The 17,208-nt window shown below is 47.4% G+C and carries 16 protein-coding genes; 8 read left to right on the top strand and 8 right to left on the bottom strand.

What is annotated here, in order from left to right:
* Nucleotides 1-6: 6 nt before the first annotated feature.
* Nucleotides 7-609, bottom strand: coding sequence for a hypothetical protein (locus QJS83_RS08685; protein ID WP_284604109.1), 603 nt, complete (start codon nucleotides 607-609; stop codon nucleotides 7-9).
* Between the two features lie 352 nt (nucleotides 610-961).
* Between QJS83_RS08685 and QJS83_RS08680 the strand changes: the two genes are divergently transcribed.
* Nucleotides 962-1,345, top strand: coding sequence for a hypothetical protein (locus QJS83_RS08680; RefSeq protein WP_284604108.1), 384 nt, complete (start codon nucleotides 962-964; stop codon nucleotides 1,343-1,345).
* On the opposite strand, the gene QJS83_RS08675 is transcribed toward QJS83_RS08680, so the two are convergent.
* Nucleotides 1,342-2,637, bottom strand: a complete 1,296-nt coding sequence (locus tag QJS83_RS08675) for an MFS transporter (RefSeq protein WP_284604107.1) — start codon at nucleotides 2,635-2,637, stop codon at nucleotides 1,342-1,344. The two genes, QJS83_RS08680 and QJS83_RS08675, sit on opposite strands and share 4 nt — an antisense overlap.
* A gap of 50 nt (nucleotides 2,638-2,687) precedes the next feature.
* On the opposite strand from QJS83_RS08675, the gene QJS83_RS08670 reads away from it, so the two are divergent.
* Entirely contained in the window at nucleotides 2,688-2,951 is a 264-nt protein-coding gene (locus QJS83_RS08670) for a metal-sensing transcriptional repressor (RefSeq protein WP_284604106.1), read from the top strand.
* Nucleotides 2,952-2,957: 6 nt separating this feature from the next.
* On the opposite strand, the gene QJS83_RS08665 is transcribed toward QJS83_RS08670, so the two are convergent.
* Together QJS83_RS08665 and QJS83_RS08660 are read right to left on the bottom strand one after the other, a co-directional pair.
* The gene (locus QJS83_RS08665) at nucleotides 2,958-5,627 is read right to left on the bottom strand and encodes an RCC1 domain-containing protein (RefSeq protein ID WP_284604105.1); all 2,670 of its coding nucleotides are present in this window, start codon (nucleotides 5,625-5,627) and stop codon (nucleotides 2,958-2,960) included.
* A 10-nt stretch (nucleotides 5,628-5,637) separates the two neighbouring features.
* Entirely contained in the window at nucleotides 5,638-7,281 is a 1,644-nt protein-coding gene (locus QJS83_RS08660; RefSeq protein ID WP_284604104.1) for an autotransporter outer membrane beta-barrel domain-containing protein, read from the bottom strand.
* Between the two features lie 235 nt (nucleotides 7,282-7,516).
* On the opposite strand from QJS83_RS08660, the gene QJS83_RS08655 reads away from it, so the two are divergent.
* Complete coding sequence (locus QJS83_RS08655; RefSeq protein ID WP_284604103.1) at nucleotides 7,517-8,314, top strand: trypsin-like serine protease; 798 nt, start codon at nucleotides 7,517-7,519, stop codon at nucleotides 8,312-8,314.
* A 188-nt stretch (nucleotides 8,315-8,502) separates the two neighbouring features.
* Nucleotides 8,503-9,294: a hypothetical protein gene (locus tag QJS83_RS08650; RefSeq protein ID WP_284604102.1), complete on the top strand. Its 792-nt coding sequence runs from the start codon at nucleotides 8,503-8,505 to the stop codon at nucleotides 9,292-9,294.
* Between the two features lie 20 nt (nucleotides 9,295-9,314).
* Here QJS83_RS08650 and QJS83_RS08645 read toward each other — a convergent pair whose 3' ends face one another.
* Nucleotides 9,315-10,925, bottom strand: coding sequence for a hypothetical protein (locus QJS83_RS08645; RefSeq protein ID WP_284604101.1), 1,611 nt, complete (start codon nucleotides 10,923-10,925; stop codon nucleotides 9,315-9,317).
* Between the two features lie 137 nt (nucleotides 10,926-11,062).
* On the bottom strand, nucleotides 11,063-11,809 hold the full coding sequence (locus QJS83_RS08640) for a hypothetical protein (protein ID WP_284608787.1): 747 nt from the start codon (nucleotides 11,807-11,809) through the stop codon (nucleotides 11,063-11,065).
* 214 nt (nucleotides 11,810-12,023) lie between these two features.
* On the opposite strand from QJS83_RS08640, the gene QJS83_RS08635 reads away from it, so the two are divergent.
* The 3 genes from QJS83_RS08635 to QJS83_RS08625 all read left to right on the top strand — a co-directional run bounded on the left by QJS83_RS08635 (nucleotide 12,024) and on the right by QJS83_RS08625 (nucleotide 14,334).
* Complete coding sequence (locus QJS83_RS08635; protein ID WP_284608786.1) at nucleotides 12,024-12,854, top strand: S1 family peptidase; 831 nt, start codon at nucleotides 12,024-12,026, stop codon at nucleotides 12,852-12,854.
* Nucleotides 12,855-12,969: 115 nt separating this feature from the next.
* On the top strand, nucleotides 12,970-13,728 hold the full coding sequence (locus tag QJS83_RS08630) for a TIGR02147 family protein (RefSeq protein ID WP_284608785.1): 759 nt from the start codon (nucleotides 12,970-12,972) through the stop codon (nucleotides 13,726-13,728).
* Entirely contained in the window at nucleotides 13,729-14,334 is a 606-nt protein-coding gene (locus tag QJS83_RS08625) for a hypothetical protein (RefSeq protein WP_284608784.1), read from the top strand.
* A gap of 24 nt (nucleotides 14,335-14,358) precedes the next feature.
* Here the strand turns inward: QJS83_RS08625 and QJS83_RS08620 are convergent, their stop codons facing one another.
* The gene (locus QJS83_RS08620) at nucleotides 14,359-15,036 is read right to left on the bottom strand and encodes a hypothetical protein (protein WP_284608782.1); all 678 of its coding nucleotides are present in this window, start codon (nucleotides 15,034-15,036) and stop codon (nucleotides 14,359-14,361) included.
* A 132-nt stretch (nucleotides 15,037-15,168) separates the two neighbouring features.
* On the bottom strand, nucleotides 15,169-15,450 hold the full coding sequence (locus QJS83_RS08615) for a hypothetical protein (RefSeq protein WP_284608781.1): 282 nt from the start codon (nucleotides 15,448-15,450) through the stop codon (nucleotides 15,169-15,171).
* A 132-nt stretch (nucleotides 15,451-15,582) separates the two neighbouring features.
* On the opposite strand from QJS83_RS08615, the gene QJS83_RS08610 reads away from it, so the two are divergent.
* The gene (locus QJS83_RS08610) at nucleotides 15,583-17,202 is read left to right on the top strand and encodes a S8 family serine peptidase (RefSeq protein WP_284608780.1); all 1,620 of its coding nucleotides are present in this window, start codon (nucleotides 15,583-15,585) and stop codon (nucleotides 17,200-17,202) included.
* Nucleotides 17,203-17,208: the final 6 nt, after the last annotated feature.

Genomic DNA, 17,208 nt, shown 5'->3' with positions numbered 1-17,208 from the left:
TTCTTTTTAGCGCGAGAAGTGAATATCGAGACTAGGACTGTTGGGTCCGTACTTGCTGATCACTTCTCCGTTGGGTCCCGGCAAAAGATTCGGATATTTCGCCAAGATGCTATAAGGATTTAGGTGCTCAAGCAGAAGAACAGCGCCCGCATAGGACGGATTATTTTTGAAGTTTGAATGCATCACCGCATTGATAAATCCCTGCATGATGGCTCTTCTTTGCGCATCCCGAAGTTGCGCTTCTTCGTAAAGACGTCTGTTGATAAACATACGGTTGAGCATATCCAAACTTTGCGCCAAGCGAGCATCTGACATCGCAACGCTGTTCATACGTTGAATCTCTCTGCGAATGGTTTCTTCCGCAACAAGTTCAAGGTGCATGATCTGCAAGCGCTCATTTATTTTGTCCGTGAGCAACTCTGTCGTGTTGCGATTATTGGCGATAAGCTCCATAAGAACGATGGCCTGACGCTCGTTCAATGCCGGCGAGATAATTCGTCCTTCGACCTGTTTCATTTCATTATCCGTCAACGCACGCAGTTCCGCGAAAGAAACTGAAGAGCATAATGGGAACACAAGCATTAGTGTCGCCAAAAACCGTCTTCTCATCTTGAACCTCACTTGAAAAATATTTTATGACCGGGAGATGTATTGCGAAAACAGGCACGGGGCAAGAGGCCCCCGTGCCTGTTTTGTTATTTTCACGCAAAGTCCGCTGAAAAACGCAAGATTCTGTTCGCACAGATTTACGAAACAACCGTAAGGTCAAATCCTTGAAAGTGAGCGCATCGAAAGACCACCGCAAGAGTCAGGGCCGCAACGCTTGGCTTCTGAACCCTAAGGAATGTCTTACAAAGCTGCTAAACCCTTAAACACTTTTTTTGCCTTCATAACGAATCTAACGGGATCAAAGAACGTGGCATAAACATCGCATGACCCCTGACTCCAAATAGGAGACTTTATGAAATCACTGTACGTTTTTGCCGCAATTGTACTGAGCGCAAATCTCAGTCACGCGAAATTGACTCTCGAATGTAAAAACTATCGCACTCACGCTGTGATTGAAATCGATGAGCGCGCGCAAAATGCGCTCATGCATCTAGAAGACAAAGAAGGCTATGTCACGAAAGGCCTCGAAACTTACGAATTGTTTCTTGATACCGTTGAATCCCGAAAAGGCGATTTGGTTTTCGTCACGAGCAACGAAGACTATTTGATTAAGTTCAAATTGCCCAAGAGCATTTTAACTCGGACTCCACGCAAGCCTTTCACGATTGAATTCGATCCTGCGTTTGACGGCTTAAAACCCCGCTATAATACTTTGACCTGCACTGCTCGCGACTAATCGCGAGCGGCGGCCTTATTCTTGTCAGCCCATCTTAGGAAAACGACATTTGCGATAAGAACGGCCGCGAGCGAGCCATACACTAAATATTTAAAATCCTGAGTGCCGGGCAAAAGACTGCCCGCGCCGAATAACACAAGAGTGGCCATCGTTGTCGTAAGATAGCTGAGTGAATTCAACTCTCCCCGTTTTCTTTCGGGAATAAGACGCTGCCTTAATTCAAACTCGCCGTTTGAAAACCCATAAAGACCAATGCGCGAAAACAGAATACAAACAAGAAAAATATAGATGCCCGTTGTTGATCCCACTGCGAAGGCGACAATCCCCATCACAAGCATCACGCCTTGAAATCCTAAATGCAGCTTCGAGCTTCCGATCAAACCCCATCTGTGAACAAAATAGGGAAAGGTCACCGTTGAAATAAGACCGAAGACGGCACCAAGTCCTCTGAATAATCCTATTTGCGCCTCGGGCAAGGCCATCTCGTCTTGCAAATATCCCGCGAGCAAAACCCCATGCGGACTTAAAACGGATAGCCACAACAGCGCATAACTGAAGATCAGCCAAAAAATGGGATTCGCAACCGACTCTTTGATATTGAAATGAAAGAGCTCTTTCCAAGTTTTAGGGGCCTCAATCTCTTTGCTCTGCAGTCCTGAAACTTTGATGACATTTAGAAGAAGGATGTACTCGGGCACAAAAGAAATAAGATTCCAAAGCGCTACAAGCCACAAACCCAAGAGATGAACATGCACGGAATCTAAAGCGAACAAAATCCCCGCGACAATCGGAGCCGCAACCTCCGTCCCTAAATCAATCCGTCGCAACCAACTATTGAACTCTGTCAATTTGTCGGAAGAAACCAACGCGGGCGCCAGATCGTTCCCCACAGAGATATCCGTGATCAGCGAGCCTAACGAAGCAAAGATGCCAAAAATCGCAAGCAGGGCAAAAAGAAAAACAATCACTCCGTTTCCTTCAAAGTACGCCCATTGGCGATGAACCGCTCCGTCCAAGAAGTAAAAACAGAAGACACCCCCCAGAACAGCGAAGAACTGAATCCAGATGCCGTTTTTTACGACGCGGTTGCGTTGATTGGAATCAATCCACTTCCCCACCCAGGGAGTTAATAAAAAGGAACCGATTTTTATGAGAAGATAATAGAACGCTGCGATCTGCAGCTTTCCTGGAAACACATGAAGCAAAGCAAAGGGAATCACAAAGTCCCAAGCTTGGTCTCCAGATCTCGTCAAAAGCCTTCCAACCAGCAGCTGTGTTTCAATCTTTAACATTTTTCCATCCCTATTGACATCCCATCCCCCGGGAGGGGATACTTACCAACATGTCACACAAAAAGCAACACGCAAGTCATGAAGATGTCTCGAAACGCTTAAAAAGAGCCAAAGGGCATCTTGAAACCGTTATTGCTATGATTGAAGACGAGCGAGAATGTGTGGACGTGGCCAGGCAGCTTCACGCTGTCGTGAAAGCTCTTGCTGCGGCAAAGAGTGTTTACATTCACGATCATATCGAACACTGCCTGGATGGAAATCACAGAGATATCGATCTTGACGAGATCAAAGAAATCACGAAGTACATTTCCTAGAAGGAACTACTTCCGCGCCCCGGGAACATAAGACGGAAGATGAGTTCCTACTGGAAGCCCCATCTCTCCGAAGTAGTCGATCCCCCAACAGCGCAGTCCGCCGGCTGTCGTGATTCCGCAGCTGGCACTTCGTGTCCATGCCGCGTGGCCCACGGAAATACTTGAGTAACTTGTTCCGCTATCGATAACGATGGGAGCATTCGGAGAGACCGTCGTTCCATCCCCTACCATGGAATAAAAGTTATATCCCCAGCATTTTAATACCCCAGCAAGAGTGATTGCACAGGAGTGCGAGCCTTTTAAAGATACTTCTTTAAACTGTGTTCCCGCATCTATTACAATCGGTGAAGTTCTTTGTGTCGTGGTTCCGTCACCTAGATTCTTCTGGCCATTATAGCCCCAACACTTCAACTCATTAGATGTCGTAATTCCACAACTGTAACCACCTAAGAAGGCAGCACCGACCGCTATTTTTGTATAAGTTACGGAGTCGATCACTTTCGGCAATGTTGAGTTTGTCGTTGTCCCGTCACCTAATGCCGCGTGAGCGTTGCTCCCCCAGCATTTGAGAATTCCCGCAGTCGTTATGGCGCAAGCATGCACTTTACCATTGTCATAATCTTCTGAGATGGCAACTTCACTGTAGGTCACTCCCGCGTCGACTACTTTCGGCGTTAAGCTATCCACGGTAGTGCCAATGCCTAATTGCCCGTTGTTGTTACGCCCCCAACACTTCAACACCCCGGCCGTCGTCACAGCACAAGTATTCCAAGCAGCCACGGCGACTTTCGTGTAGGTTACACCTGGGTCAATAACTTTAGGCATGGTCTTATCAACGGTCGTACCGTCACCGATCTTTCCATAGGAGTTATCACCCCAGCATTTCAACACACCTGTTGTTGTGATTGCGCACGTGTGCGGCGTTTGCGACGACGTCACAGTGCCGGCAGCGACTGATACAAAGGAATATTTATTTCCAGCATCCGCGAAAACCGGAGTGTAGCGGTTCCAGTCCGTTCTATCGCCAATTTGAAAGTTATTGTTAGCACCCCAGCACAATAAATCCTGATCCGCCGAGATTCCGCAACCGCTGCGTCCGCCCATCGAAATTTTCGAATAGATGGCACCGATATCAACGTCACGCACGCTCACCGTTTCTACACCTACTACACTGTTATTAAAGATCCCGTTGGGGTTTACACCCCAGCATTTAAGATAATTTCCAACAGTCACACCGCACGAGACCGGAACCGAGGCATTGTAACTTCCTCCGCCCACGGAAAGGCTTTTATAGTTTTCAGAAGCATCGATTTCCGTTGGTACTTTTATTTGAGTTTCTCTTCCCAATTGAAATGAAGTGTTGTCGCCCCAACATTTCACTTTATTTCCCGTTGTCAGCGCGCAGACGTGATCCTGAGCAACGGACACCTTCGCGTAGGAAACGCCGGAATCAATAAGAACGGGTGCTGTTCGTGTCATGACTGTCCCATCGCCGACCTGCCCCTTGGCGTTACCGCCCCAACACTTCAATGCGCCCGATGTTGTAATAGCACACGACGTATTGTAACCAATAACGACCGATGAGTAAGTAACACCGGCATCAACATTTTGTGGGCTCGACTGATTCGTTAAACTTCCGATTCCCAATTGACCGAAATCATTCCGTCCCCAACATTGCAACTGACCCGCTTGCGTGATGGCGCAAGTATGGCCGCCTCCACCGTCGTTGCTTCCACCTGCTGAGATATCACTGTATAAAGCACCTCCGCTGACAAGAACAGGAGACGATGACGCTGTCAAAGTTCCGTCACCCAATTGACCTTTGTTATTCGCGCCCCAGCATTTAGCGACTCCACCCGTTGTGACCGCGCAAGTGTGCGTGTATCCCATACCGACAACGTCATAGTTCGTGCCGGAATTAATAACCGTAGGAGACGATCGATTTATCGTAGTGCCGTCTCCAATTTGTCCATAAGAGTTGTGACCCCAACATTTCAAAACACCTGCTTGAGTAATTCCGCAAGTAGAGTTCGCACTCATTTTAATTTCTTTGTATGTCGTTGCAGAATCAACGGCCGTGGGGACTTTGACAGTCGTGAAGGTTCCGTTTCCGACTTGCCCATAAGCGTTTACACCCCAACATCTAATTTTTGAATCTGAGTTCAAAAGACATATGTGACCGGCAGAAGTGGCCACGGAATTTAAATTCACATACGTCGATTCATCATCAACGATCATGAAAGCCCGATATGGTTCGAATCCTAATTTAATTTTTTGCTTTTTCTGATTTGTTCCCTTCAGATAGACGTAAAGATTTTTTTCATCTTCGGTCAGTCCATTCTGAAGAATATCAATACTGATCTGCGCGCTCGTCTGTCCTTTAGGAATAGTAATCGACTTCGTGCCGCCGGTAGAAAAATGCGTGCCTTCCGTGCCAGTGGAAAAATAATTGTAAAAAATCGGAAGATCGATACAGGCTTTTTTTGACAGGCTGACCGTCAAATTCACTACACCTTGTCCTTCGGTCAAAAGTTGCGCGGAAGAGGGCGCAATGCTGACGTCCGCCGCACTACACTTTCCCAACATCTGATTGAAACCTTGATGTTGAGGTCGTGCGTGAGCAGCGAAAGAGCCGAACACAATGAGGCTTATCCCTAACAAACGTGCAAGTTGCATGGGTCGTCCTCTACATAAAGTCCGTAGACCAAGTGATATAACATTTCCACGAGGCCGCGACATAGATCATCGTGATTCCATAAATTGTTTGAGAACCCGCGGTCGTCGGCCCACTTTCCGGGTTAAAGTAAGAGCTATCGCATCCGCTAAAGCTGTATTCGCGCGACGTCGTATCCGCAACAACGATGGTATAAACACCGCCGTTCGCGGCATTTGACAGAGTGATTGTAGAGCCACCAACATTGTTAAGATAATGAATATTACTAAGACGCAGATCTACCGCTCCACCTGAGGCGACCACATTTGTCGGCGCATGTGGAGAACTCCAAGACAAGTTTCCCGCACCGTCAGTCGTCATGACGTCTCCTGACGAACCCGAAGTGCCTGGCAAAGTCATACTGAGATTTGAACCGACACTCGCCGGAGATCTCACGGCCACATAATTCGAAGAATCCGCATCGGCAAAACGAATTTCATTGCCCGATGCCATTTGCACATAGTTCGTAAAGGCTTTGGCTCCACTGATCGTCTGCGTAGAAGACTTATCAACAATGCCTGCGACATCCGGAGTTCCACTCGCCCAACTCGCGATGCCAGTTCCATAAACGATGTTTCCGGCAGAACCTGAAGCCAACGAGGTCACGGCTCCCGTTCCGCCTCCGATTAAGATATTCCCAGAGCCTAAGGACGAAGCGCCCGTGCCTCCGTTTGCAACCGGCAGAATACCCGAAAGATCCGTCGCTGCATTGATGGCGGCATTAATCCAGTTACTGCCGTTGTATTGAATAACCTGTCTTGCCGAAGGAGAAGAAATCGTCGCGGAAAATTTCGCGCTAAAGCTGTCGAAATCCGTTTTACTGATCAATCCCGCCGTCACACTCCCCGAGGACGCCATCGGGATATTCAGCGTGTGAACTCCGCCGCTGGAATTAAATCCTGGCGCCGTACCCGCCGTGCCTACAGCGAAACTTTGATCGGTCCAAGATAACTGCCCTGCCCCGTCTGTTGTTAAGACCTGCCCGTTTGTTCCTGAAGTTGCGGGCCATGTCGCCCCATTGATATTGCTACAAACAAAATGAGTCCCGTTGAAGGTAAGAGCTTCCCCTGCGCCACAACCGCTGCCTGGAAACTTATCCGCCAACATAAAGTCAGCCACTGTCTTATCCTCTAACTTTCCAGCAGAGTTCGCGTGAGCCGCAAAAGGAACCGTTCTAATCACGTTGTCAGGGCTGATCAAATTCCAGCTAGATCCGTCATGAAATTGAACTCTTAACAAACGCTCATGACTTGCGGTCGGGCTGTAAGTCACGCCCGAAGGCACATGACTGGCATTCGCACAATCGAAAGTTCCCGTATTCTTAAACACATCTAACAACCCCACGCTTGCCGGAAACAGCTTCGTACCGCCTCCAATAGGGACATCAAAAACCCCTGCCGAATTCGCCATACTGATACCATCACGCTGTTCGCGATAGAGCACACAAGATCCACTGGGGTTTGTAATCTCAAAGATAAAGCTGACGTTATCATACTCAAACGGTGTTCCGTTGGAGTGCATGATTCGCCCCTGGTAAGTTAAACTTCCGGGCGTGGCATATGCGCCATGAGCACCCATAAAAACAATGACAACGTTCCATAAAAACAGGTGTTTCATATCCTTCTTATCGGCAGATGTACGCTCGCAAAGAACTCAATTGTCTGTCTCTTTTTGAAACTTCGTCGGGAGAAAACAGGTATTTCATTTCTGCCGGTTACAATTGCGCAATGTAGTTATTCTTTTTCCCGTTTTACTTGTTTCTGCGAACGGATTCTCTGCTGGCAACTATTTGCTGCATCCCCTTACTTCTTTTTTGTTGTTATGAACCCTTCCTTCAACAAAAGGAAAACTTATGAAAAAAAACTGGCTTTTACTTACGGCTATTTTTGTTTTTGCTTCCCCTGCTTTCGCGGATATCTGCGGAAAAACTGACGATCGCACTCTTTCGTTCGATCCCAAAGTGGGCCGCTTAGCCCGCGAAGGTGAACATCAAGGTTGTGCGGCGACTTTGATCGGGCGCAGCTGCGTGATTACTGTCGGTGCGTGTGCCGAAGACCGTGACTATGTAGAGTTCAACGCCCCTGTTTCCATCGCGGGCATTCCGCAAGCTTCCACTCCCGAAGACACTTATTACGTTAAGAGAGGATCTGCGGTCTTCAGACAAAAAGGCATCGGCAATCAATGGGCTGTTATGGAGCTTGAACCGAATCGTATTACTCAAAAACTTCCCGGAGATGTTCAAGGCTTCTATCAAGTGGCGAAAAGAAAGTATTATAACAACGAACCCATTCGTGTTGTTAGCTACTCTTATGCGTTGAATGATACGGATTATGTCCGCAGCGGAGATGTCTTGCCGAACACTCTTGGTGACTCAATGAACTTTGCGCAACAAGTGTCTCGGGGGCTCTTGGTGAAGGCTGGTATCTTCTTGATTCCTGAAATCGTCGAACACAATGCCGATACTTCCTATGGAAGCTGGGGAGCTCCGATCATCAGTGAAAGAACAAACGAGATCGTAGGCATCAACACTCACGGAGGCTGCCAAGCGAAGTATGTGGTTAAGGCCGGCGCACGCTACACAAACTCAGGCACCTCTGCTTTCGGCTCTAAGTCATTTCGAGACGCTATTGCGGCTTGCCTGGCAAAGTAATCTAAAATCAAAAGACAGAAGCGTTCGATAAGAAACCCACGAACACTTTCGCTCGGAAATCCCTCGTTTTGGCATCAAAACAGCAATGTTCATAAAATGTCTGGCGCGATTGAAATAAATTCGCGCTGGGACCAAGAGAAACAAAAAACGGAACTCACCTGTTGATTTGTTAAACGAGGAGGGATTTTATGAACCTAAAGACTTTCATCATTAAGAGCTGTGTGACTTTGCTTATTCCCATTCAAGTCTTTGCATCGGGCCGAACTACAGAGGCGTCTCATTGTGAGACGTGCCTTGTGCAAACCGCCAACGGTCCTCGTATGAAAAATAATTTGGGTTATGTCGCGACGACTCTGGGCAATATCAACGACAAGCTTGATTGGGGCCAGAAATGCGAAAACTTCGTAGACGAATCGACATTAGGCAAATGGGCGCAAGAAATTCGCAGCGTCTATATGAGTTCGGATTTTAGCAATCTTGATGAGGGCGCGAAAGATATCCACCGCCTCTGCCCGACCTATAAAGAAATGAAACCTACTGACAAAGCCAACTTCTGGGTGCTGGTTCTCAATGCGATGGCTCACTATGAGAGCACTTGCAACAAAGCTGTCACAGCAAAAGGCCCGAACGGAAGCCTTGTCGGTTTGCTGCAACTTCATAACGGAAGAGAAGGCGTTTACTCCAAAGGCTGTGACAACGGCGACGGTCAAACCACAAAAGGAACATTCCGCTGTGCGCTTTCCATGATCAACGATCAGATCCGCCGCGAAGACGAGTTGTTTAGCAGAAAATCTTACTGGGACGTTCTACGCCCCCAAGCGAAGTCGCAACGTGTTCCTAAGATCTCCAAAGCGATCTTGGCTTACACTCCTTGCCATGACGAAAGCAAATTGAATGTAAGACAGGCAAGTAACAACGCAAATGTGATTGAAGCTTTGCAGGCGATGGATGTGAAAAAGACAAACTCTTACGACATGTAAGAGTTTGTCCTGAACTTACTTTAGAAGATGATAACTTTTAATTTGTCAGTACCCGAGAGTTTCGCATTAATTTTAATTCGACCGTCGCGGTACTCGTATTGATCAGGAGTCAGCTGCAGGGAGGCTGACCCGCTGCCTTGAGGAAACAAAAGCACGTCGCGGATTTTCATTCCCGCAGGTACATCAAGAGCAAAATCCTGGCTCACGTAAGAAATAGACTCTGCAATCTTTTTAAATGCGGCTTTATATCCGTCGTCTCCCTGACATAAAGAGTACGTTTGCACTTTAGAGGGACTGAGCTCCGCCATGCGCTGGAAAATAGCGCCGTAAGACTGACCGCTTTTCAAACCACAAGATTGGCCTTCTTTATTCATCACGACGCTGACAAAATATTTATCCTGCAAAGCCGTATTGATCTGAGAAAGAAACGTCGAAGCCACGTCTGTCGGATTTTCTAAGAAGTACTTAGTGCGAATCACTCCACGCGCCATACTTTGTGAAGTTAAAAGACAAGGCTGGCTGGCAGAGACACCCGTTTTCGTTGCCGCCAAATATGTCAAAACGTTTGAATAGCCTCTGTAAGAGTTGTTGCAATAGTCAATAAGGCCTTCGCTTTCTAAGAATGTGTGCAGCACCGACGCTTCTTTGTACTGACAGCCCGTCACAGTCGCATCTTTGAAATAGAAGTTCACGCCCGTAAGATTGAGTGTTTTACCAATATAACCATTCACGCGTGACTGAACGACCTTCCAGTCCTCGCTATGACATTCCTGACCGGCCAAGCTTGCGGCCCCATTGATAACAGACGCTCCGACTCCTACAAACGGACGAGTTTCTTCAACAGCTGTAACGCCATCGCGATAACCAACACCCGTGAACGTATAGCTGACTTGCGTCTGCTTGTAAGTAATCATTTGAGTTTTGTCCCAATTGAAAACTTGTTCAGCCTTACAATGAGTCGCGCCGTTATAGTTGTCTTCGTCGGTCAAAACAAAGAACACGACTTTTTCGTTGGTATTTACAAAAAGAGGTTTGCGGTTCGCCATCTGCAGAACGCCACACAGCCCTGATTCATTGTCATCTCCGCTGATACCCATAACGAGGATCGACTGTTTAATTCTATTAATAGCCGCTTGTCTCACCGATGCTGAATCCGTCGGATTCAAAACGAAAGGAAGAGTGTTAGGACCAAACTCCGACTTCATAATTGCATCAGTTTCAGTGGGACTTAGATCTGCCGCTGAATTCACGTAAGTTTCGACACCGTTTTTAAACGTCCCGAAAGTGCTCTTACTTGCGTAGAGGTATTGCGAAGTCGAGAACATGTGCAACGTGACTTTCTTATTCGACAACGTCGCCAAAAGGCTGTCGATTCTTTCCGCCAACTCTTCTTGAGATTGTTTCATCGTCGCCGAGTTGTCGATGACAAGAACCACTTGTGTGGAAGGATACTCCGTGGATTCTTTGGGCTGAAGCTCTACGACTTTGGCGTTATCCGGCAACTCACCGTAAACGCTGTAGGCGGACTGCGAATCAATCCCGAATTGCACGCCAGCGTTGGGCGCACAGTTCTGAAAGGAAACCGTCATTAAGAAAAACATCATGAGATAAAAAAGAAGACTCTTTTTCATTCGCAATTCCCCCTAGTAATAACTTATCGGCTAGGGAATGGCGGGTCTGTATAAGATGGACACTCGTGTTTACATGATTCGTTCGGTATTTTCGTGCAAACGTAGCAAATTAGCTCTTCATCTCAGTTTGAGAATGGTTAGGAGCCTACGATTATCGCATCCAAGAGATGGATTTGATCGCGCGTATTGTTGATCAATGCTAAGAGTAGATTTTTGATAAAGGCAGGTTCCGTAGAACCTTTGACGACCTCTTCGAGTTTTTCTAAACGCGCGCTTTCACTTTCGTGGTCGTCGCTTTTTTGCATATAAGTTTCGGCGAATATTTTTTTGCGGATGTCCTGAAGCTCTTTCCACGCGGCGGCTAAAGACGAAGAAGCCACGCGCGTTTTAATTCCCTGCCAGTCGCAACGAAAATAAGACGGATAAGCGGCACGTTTTCCCTGAACGAAGGTATCTTGGGTGATATACCAGCGGATGTTTTCGTGAAGAGAAACGATGCTTGTCGGCTCTTCTTTTCTAAAACCCATTTTTGCAAACACCTGTCCGGCCCCGAGATACAAAATCGCGTGCCCCCATTTCGCTTGATCTTGCGTTTCCATACCGCCAATGAGAATAAAATCCCCTTCCCGCAACTCATTTTCTGATGATAACTGAGCGCACTCGGGTGCTTTTAGGACCGCCTCATAGACACTAGAGTCGAGGTAAGAAGCCTCGTCTAAAAAACCGCTGGCATAAGCCACGGACGCAAAACAATTGGGACCGTCATATTGATAAAGGGAGGAAATTTTTTGCAGATACTCAACCCTGGATGAGTCCACGGCGCGCGGATCAGCCACCGCCTGCAAACTGATTCCGAATAAGAGTCCTAATAAAATCCGCTTCATAACTTGGACAGATGCAAGGCGATGCCAAGCAAGTTCGGGCTCTTTTTCAGTAAAAGATTCAGGCAAAGTGCCCAAATACGACCCTCGCGTTTTCCCTCTGAATATGCTCGCACGGAAACATCGAACACTCTCGGGTTTGGCATCATTTCCGCAAGGACATCCAAAACGGGATCAAGAGTGGATCTAGAACCCGCAAGACAAATGGAGATACGACATGAGAGTTCTATTGTGCTTTTTAGTTTTGACGATGCTTGCCTGCCAACAGAATGCCGATTCTTCAGCAACATCCTGGGATGAGAGCCAAAACGGAATCGTCGGAGGCTTCGACGTTCCCGCAACTTCCCGCCTTCATCAGCAAGTTTTAGACTTCAAAATTGTCGTCACTGTAGAAAAGAAAGACGCTCCACCGCGTTCTGTGACCTCACAATGTACGGCGAGCGCCATTGCGCCCACTATTCTTTTGACAGCGGGCCACTGCATTGCCACATCGGCGGCGACAGAAGCGCACACGGTTCACGTGATGGATGCCCAGGGCGCGAAAGTCAGTTTGCGCGCCATCCGGGTTGTCGTTCACCCTGAATATATAGCGGGCAATAAGAACTCGGACCTTGCTTTAGTACTTCTCGAGAAGCCTCTTCCAGAAAATATTGAGATTTTGAATCTGCCAGAGAAAGAGCCGTCTTTAAACCTTGTGCAAGTTCAAGCTGCCGGCTATGGCCGAATGGACGGTCGTCCCGCTTATAAGGGCTATACGGGCATTCTGCGCACAACGAACTTAGATGTGGTTGCGTATGATCCTTTGGCGCCTTCTTTTATTGTTTCTCAGAACCAAGGCAAAGGCTTCTGCCAAGGCGATTCTGGAGGCCCGGCCATTCTTGTGATGGAGGACAAATCCTATGTCGTTGGCGTGGCTTCGCGAACTTTTTTCAATCCGGAAGTTCCTTTAGAGGAGCGCAATCTTTGTATCGATCGCGGCGCTTATATCACCGTACAATTCCATATCGATTGGATTCGTGAAGAGGCGAGGAAATTAAGCCAAAACTAGCCGTTCTCATGAAAAAATCGAACACTTTGCCCGGGCGGAAACATTGCAACATCGTTGAATGTGAAATTTAACATTGTAAAGAGGCGCTACGTTCTAATACATTCGCAACGACTGTATGAAAACGTTGAATCAATTTTTACTATCCAAGTTTAACGCCATCAAAGTGACGAACCCGCGTTTCTCACTCCGGGCTCTGGCGCAGAAATCCAATATCTCTCCAGGACATCTTTCCGAGATCCTGACGGGTAAACGCGGCCTTACGGTGAAGAATTTAGAAAAACTCATCACGGCTCTTCGCCTGGCGCCCGATGACGTGACGACGGCGTACCGCTATTTTGATTCTGAAAAAGCCCGCAAGAAGGCGACTCAGTCCATTGAAAAGGTTCTTACTAAAAATGAGTTTGCGGAAATTTCCGGCACTGAGTTCTTTCTGGTTCTCGCGGCCATGGATCTTTCTATCGACAATCTCGACATCGCTTCTGTTGCAAAAAAAACGGGACTTTCCGAAGAGCACATCGAAAACGTCATCAATAAATTCGTGAAAATGGGAATTCTAGAGAAAAACGACGACGGTGCTCTTAACAAGAGCCTGCGCAGTCTTAGCACGGAAAGCGAAATTCCCAACTTTGACATCCAGAGATTCCATAAAGACGCTTTAGACCGCACTAAGAGCGTTTTCGCCGAGGTCGCGACGAATAAGCGCGAGATGGTTTACATGACCATGGCTATCAACCCTAAAAACCTTCCTCAAGCCAAAAAAGAAATCGAAAAGTGCTGGAAAAAGGTTTATACGAAGCTCTCTCAAGGGGAAAGAACTGAGATTTATTCGCTGGGAATTCAACTCGTTCCCGCGCATACCGGAAAGGAAAAATAAATGAAACCGTCTTTATTTGTATTGGTTCTGTTTATCAGTTTCCCAGCATTCGCCCAATACGTCGTTAGAAACGGCGGATACACGGTGCAATGCCTCGACGCCCGTCCCAAAACTTTGGAAATCATGGAAGGTGAAGCGCAGGGCTTTGCGATCCACTACTCTTCAAAACGTTCTTACCTGGCGAAGGCTGCGGATCTAATTTCGCGTATCAGCCTTGTCGATGCGGGAAAATCGCAAAAGTACACGGCGTGGCTGAAAGAGTGGAAGTCGCAGATCATTTGGATGCCGGAGCTGGATCTTTACAGTCCTGCCGACAAGGGCACCGTGGTTCTTCCGTTTAAACATTGCCGTGAAAGAATCGGCATCGTGCAAATCAACGAGACACGTTTTGGTGAGCAAAAATACTGGATCAACCCGGTGGTTTGGAACAATCTTGATGAAGATCAAAAAGCGGCGCTCTTGCTTCACGAATTGATCTATCGTGACTTGCTGGAAGAGCACCCTGAATCCAACGCTTTTCTTGTTCGCAAAATCAATCTTAAGATTCACACCGTCGATATCGCACGCGAAAAGAAATCCTTTGCCGAACTTCTGAGCCTTCTTTAAGCGAAGGCTCTTTCTAATTTCATTTTACAGCTTTAGCCCGGGGCACACGGACTTTAAATAAGTAAAAAAGGCGGCGTCATTCTTATGACGAAAGACCACGTCGCCATCGCTCGGGTATGCAAATAAGTTTTTATTCTTAAGCTTGCATTGACCCTTGTCTTTTTTCAGCAAGGCCAGTCCTTCGCGGTTTTCTCCGGGATCTTTATTTAAAGCAAAACCGACATCAACAAGAAGACCGCCGTATTGCACGATCTCAACGCCCCCGCGGTTGGTTCGCAGAACGTGGTCAGAAACTTGGACTGTGGCATCCGAGATACTTTTAAGTTTGGCATCCCGTGCATCGAATTTAAAAATCGCTCCGGTAACGTGTTTTAAATAAATCTCCTGCGTGTCTTCTTTCCACTCGTAGCTGAGTTCACCCGTGCGGGGAAACATAAAGAAATCGCGTACGCCGAATTCGCCTTCATTTCCGTAAAGATTGAAGACCATAAACATGCCATCGCTCGACAACGTATAATCGCGATAGACCATGTCTTTGTATCCATCCGCTGGAGAAACGGAAAGCGCACAGACACCTGAACTTTCGATCCACGTGCGCTGTAAGTACGTTCCCATTTTTGTTTCACGAACAGAAGTACATGATGACGGCGCTGCTGCTTGCGCACCCGTAAGGAAGAATATTGAAATAAGAAATGATAGCATTAATGCCTCCCATTTCTTATTCAGATTCAGGAAAAGATTTCGGTCAATCTACGAATCCGCAATCCAGTGAAGAGATGTTTGCGGATAATTTTCGAACAGGACTTACTTCCGTGATTCTGCTTCAGGAGTTCATCAGTGCTTCACTCGTGTCTTACCTGATTCGACATTGCGCTCGCGGCGCTCTTGACTGCGCTCGGGATTCTGCGATGTCCCTTTCTTGCGATGGTGCGTTTGGCTTTGCGCGCTCTTAGGCGCCTTTCTTTGCCGAGGCTGAGTCATTGCCTCCACTTCAGATTCAATACTTCTTTTGAGGCCGGGACCAGGCCCGCCTGACAATTTTTTTGTGGCCGCTTTAGATGCTCCCACGTGCGCCTTTTCTTTTCTAACCAGAGATTTTGCCGCTTGAGCTTTCATGTGAATCCTCCCTCAAAAACCTTACGCGCACCCACGCCGCAAATGTAGGTGATTTATAGCACACTCATGTTGAAGGACGTGTTTTCGCATTCGTGGCGGCGAGCTACCATTTCTGCATCAAGAGGAGTTCTTATGAAGAAATGGGGCTTGTTCTTTCTTTTATTTTCATCACAAGTTTTTGCAAGTGAACCCGAAATGGCGCCCGGAGAATTCCTGGTAAAATTGAAAAAACGCGTCTCGGTTATTAAAACATCACCGACGGTTGTAAGTGCGCAACTGCATTCATCCATTAAGACGCTCATTCCGGAACAAAACATTGTTGTTGTAAAGCGAGCGATCTTTGAAGACAGAACCGCGGCTCTGAAAGCTTTACGCGAAAATCCGTTCGTTGAAAACGCGGAGCCGAACTACAAAGTTTTTGCTCACAGGACTCCGGATGATCCGATGCTCCCGCAGCAATGGGGCTATCACAACTACGGTCAGGCGGATGCTGATCGCACCTTGGGTGTGCGCGGGATGGATATCGGTGCTTTGAAGGCCTGGGATCTGACAACAGGATCCAAAAATATTCTTGTGGCGGTTATCGACTCGGGAGTTGAATACTTTCATGCTGATCTACAAGAAAACATGTGGGTGAACCCCAAAGAGTTTGCAGGCAAAGAAGGCGTTGACGATGACGCCAATGGCATTGTCGATGACATCTATGGCGCCAACTTCGAAGATGCCGCCAAACCGACTGGTGAACCTTTGGATGACTTTGGCCATGGAACTCATGTCGCCGGAACAATCGGAGCCTTGGGGTTTGACGGACGAGGTGTGGTCGGTACGGCTTGGCATGTGCGCATTCTCCCCGTCAAATTTTTAAATGATCGCGGTGAAGGATATGTGGATGGCGCCATTAAAGCGCTTCACTATGCGCAGAAAATGGGTGCTAAAATCTATTCCAATTCTTGGGGAGGAAGTGGCTACTCCGAAAATTTGAAACAAGCCATTGAAATGACAAATCAAGCGGGCGGCGTTTTCGTCGCCTCTGCCGGAAATGATTCATCGGATAACGACGTGATTCCCGAGTATCCCGCAAGCTACCCGGTTGCAAATATTATTACGGTCGGTGCTATGAACAATCGGGGTCGTCTGTCCGATTTTTCGAACTACGGCAGATACACCGTCGACGTGGCCGCTCCCGGAGAGAACATTCTTTCCACCGATATTTATGGCGGCTATGCCGTTTTGTCAGGAACGTCCATGGCGGTGCCGCACGTTTCAGGGATCGCCGTTCTTTTGTTAAGTAAAAATCCTACGATGAAAAACACGACGGTTCGCAGCCGGATTATGAGCACCACCAAAAATCTTTTGGGAGGAGCAAGAATCCGCCGAGGTCTAGCTTATGCTCCGGCGGCTTTGCAAAATGCAACAACCTCTCCCGACCCCGACGATCCTCGGTATTGGAATACAAGCGTCTTTAAATTTTCGTCCGCACATCCCTATGCAAATAACACTCGCCAGGAATTCATCATTTCCATTCCAGGTGCCAAAAGAATGTCGGTCTATTTTTCCAATCTAGATACAGAGGTGGATCTCGACAAGCTGGAATTCTTTGATAAGAATGGAAAGAAAGTAGGTGAGATTTTTGGACATAACCGCGCCCTTTACTCTCTTCCCATTGCGGGAGATTACGTAAAGGTTGTGTTTACGTCAGATGACACTGTCACCGACTACGGTTTTGACATAACAAAAGTTGCTTGGGAGTAGGATGAG

Origin of the sequence: Bdellovibrio sp. 22V (genome assembly GCF_030169785.1) — a bacterium.
Lineage (GTDB): Bacteria > Bdellovibrionota > Bdellovibrionia > Bdellovibrionales > Bdellovibrionaceae > Bdellovibrio.
This window is presented reverse-complemented; position numbering and strand designations above follow the sequence as displayed.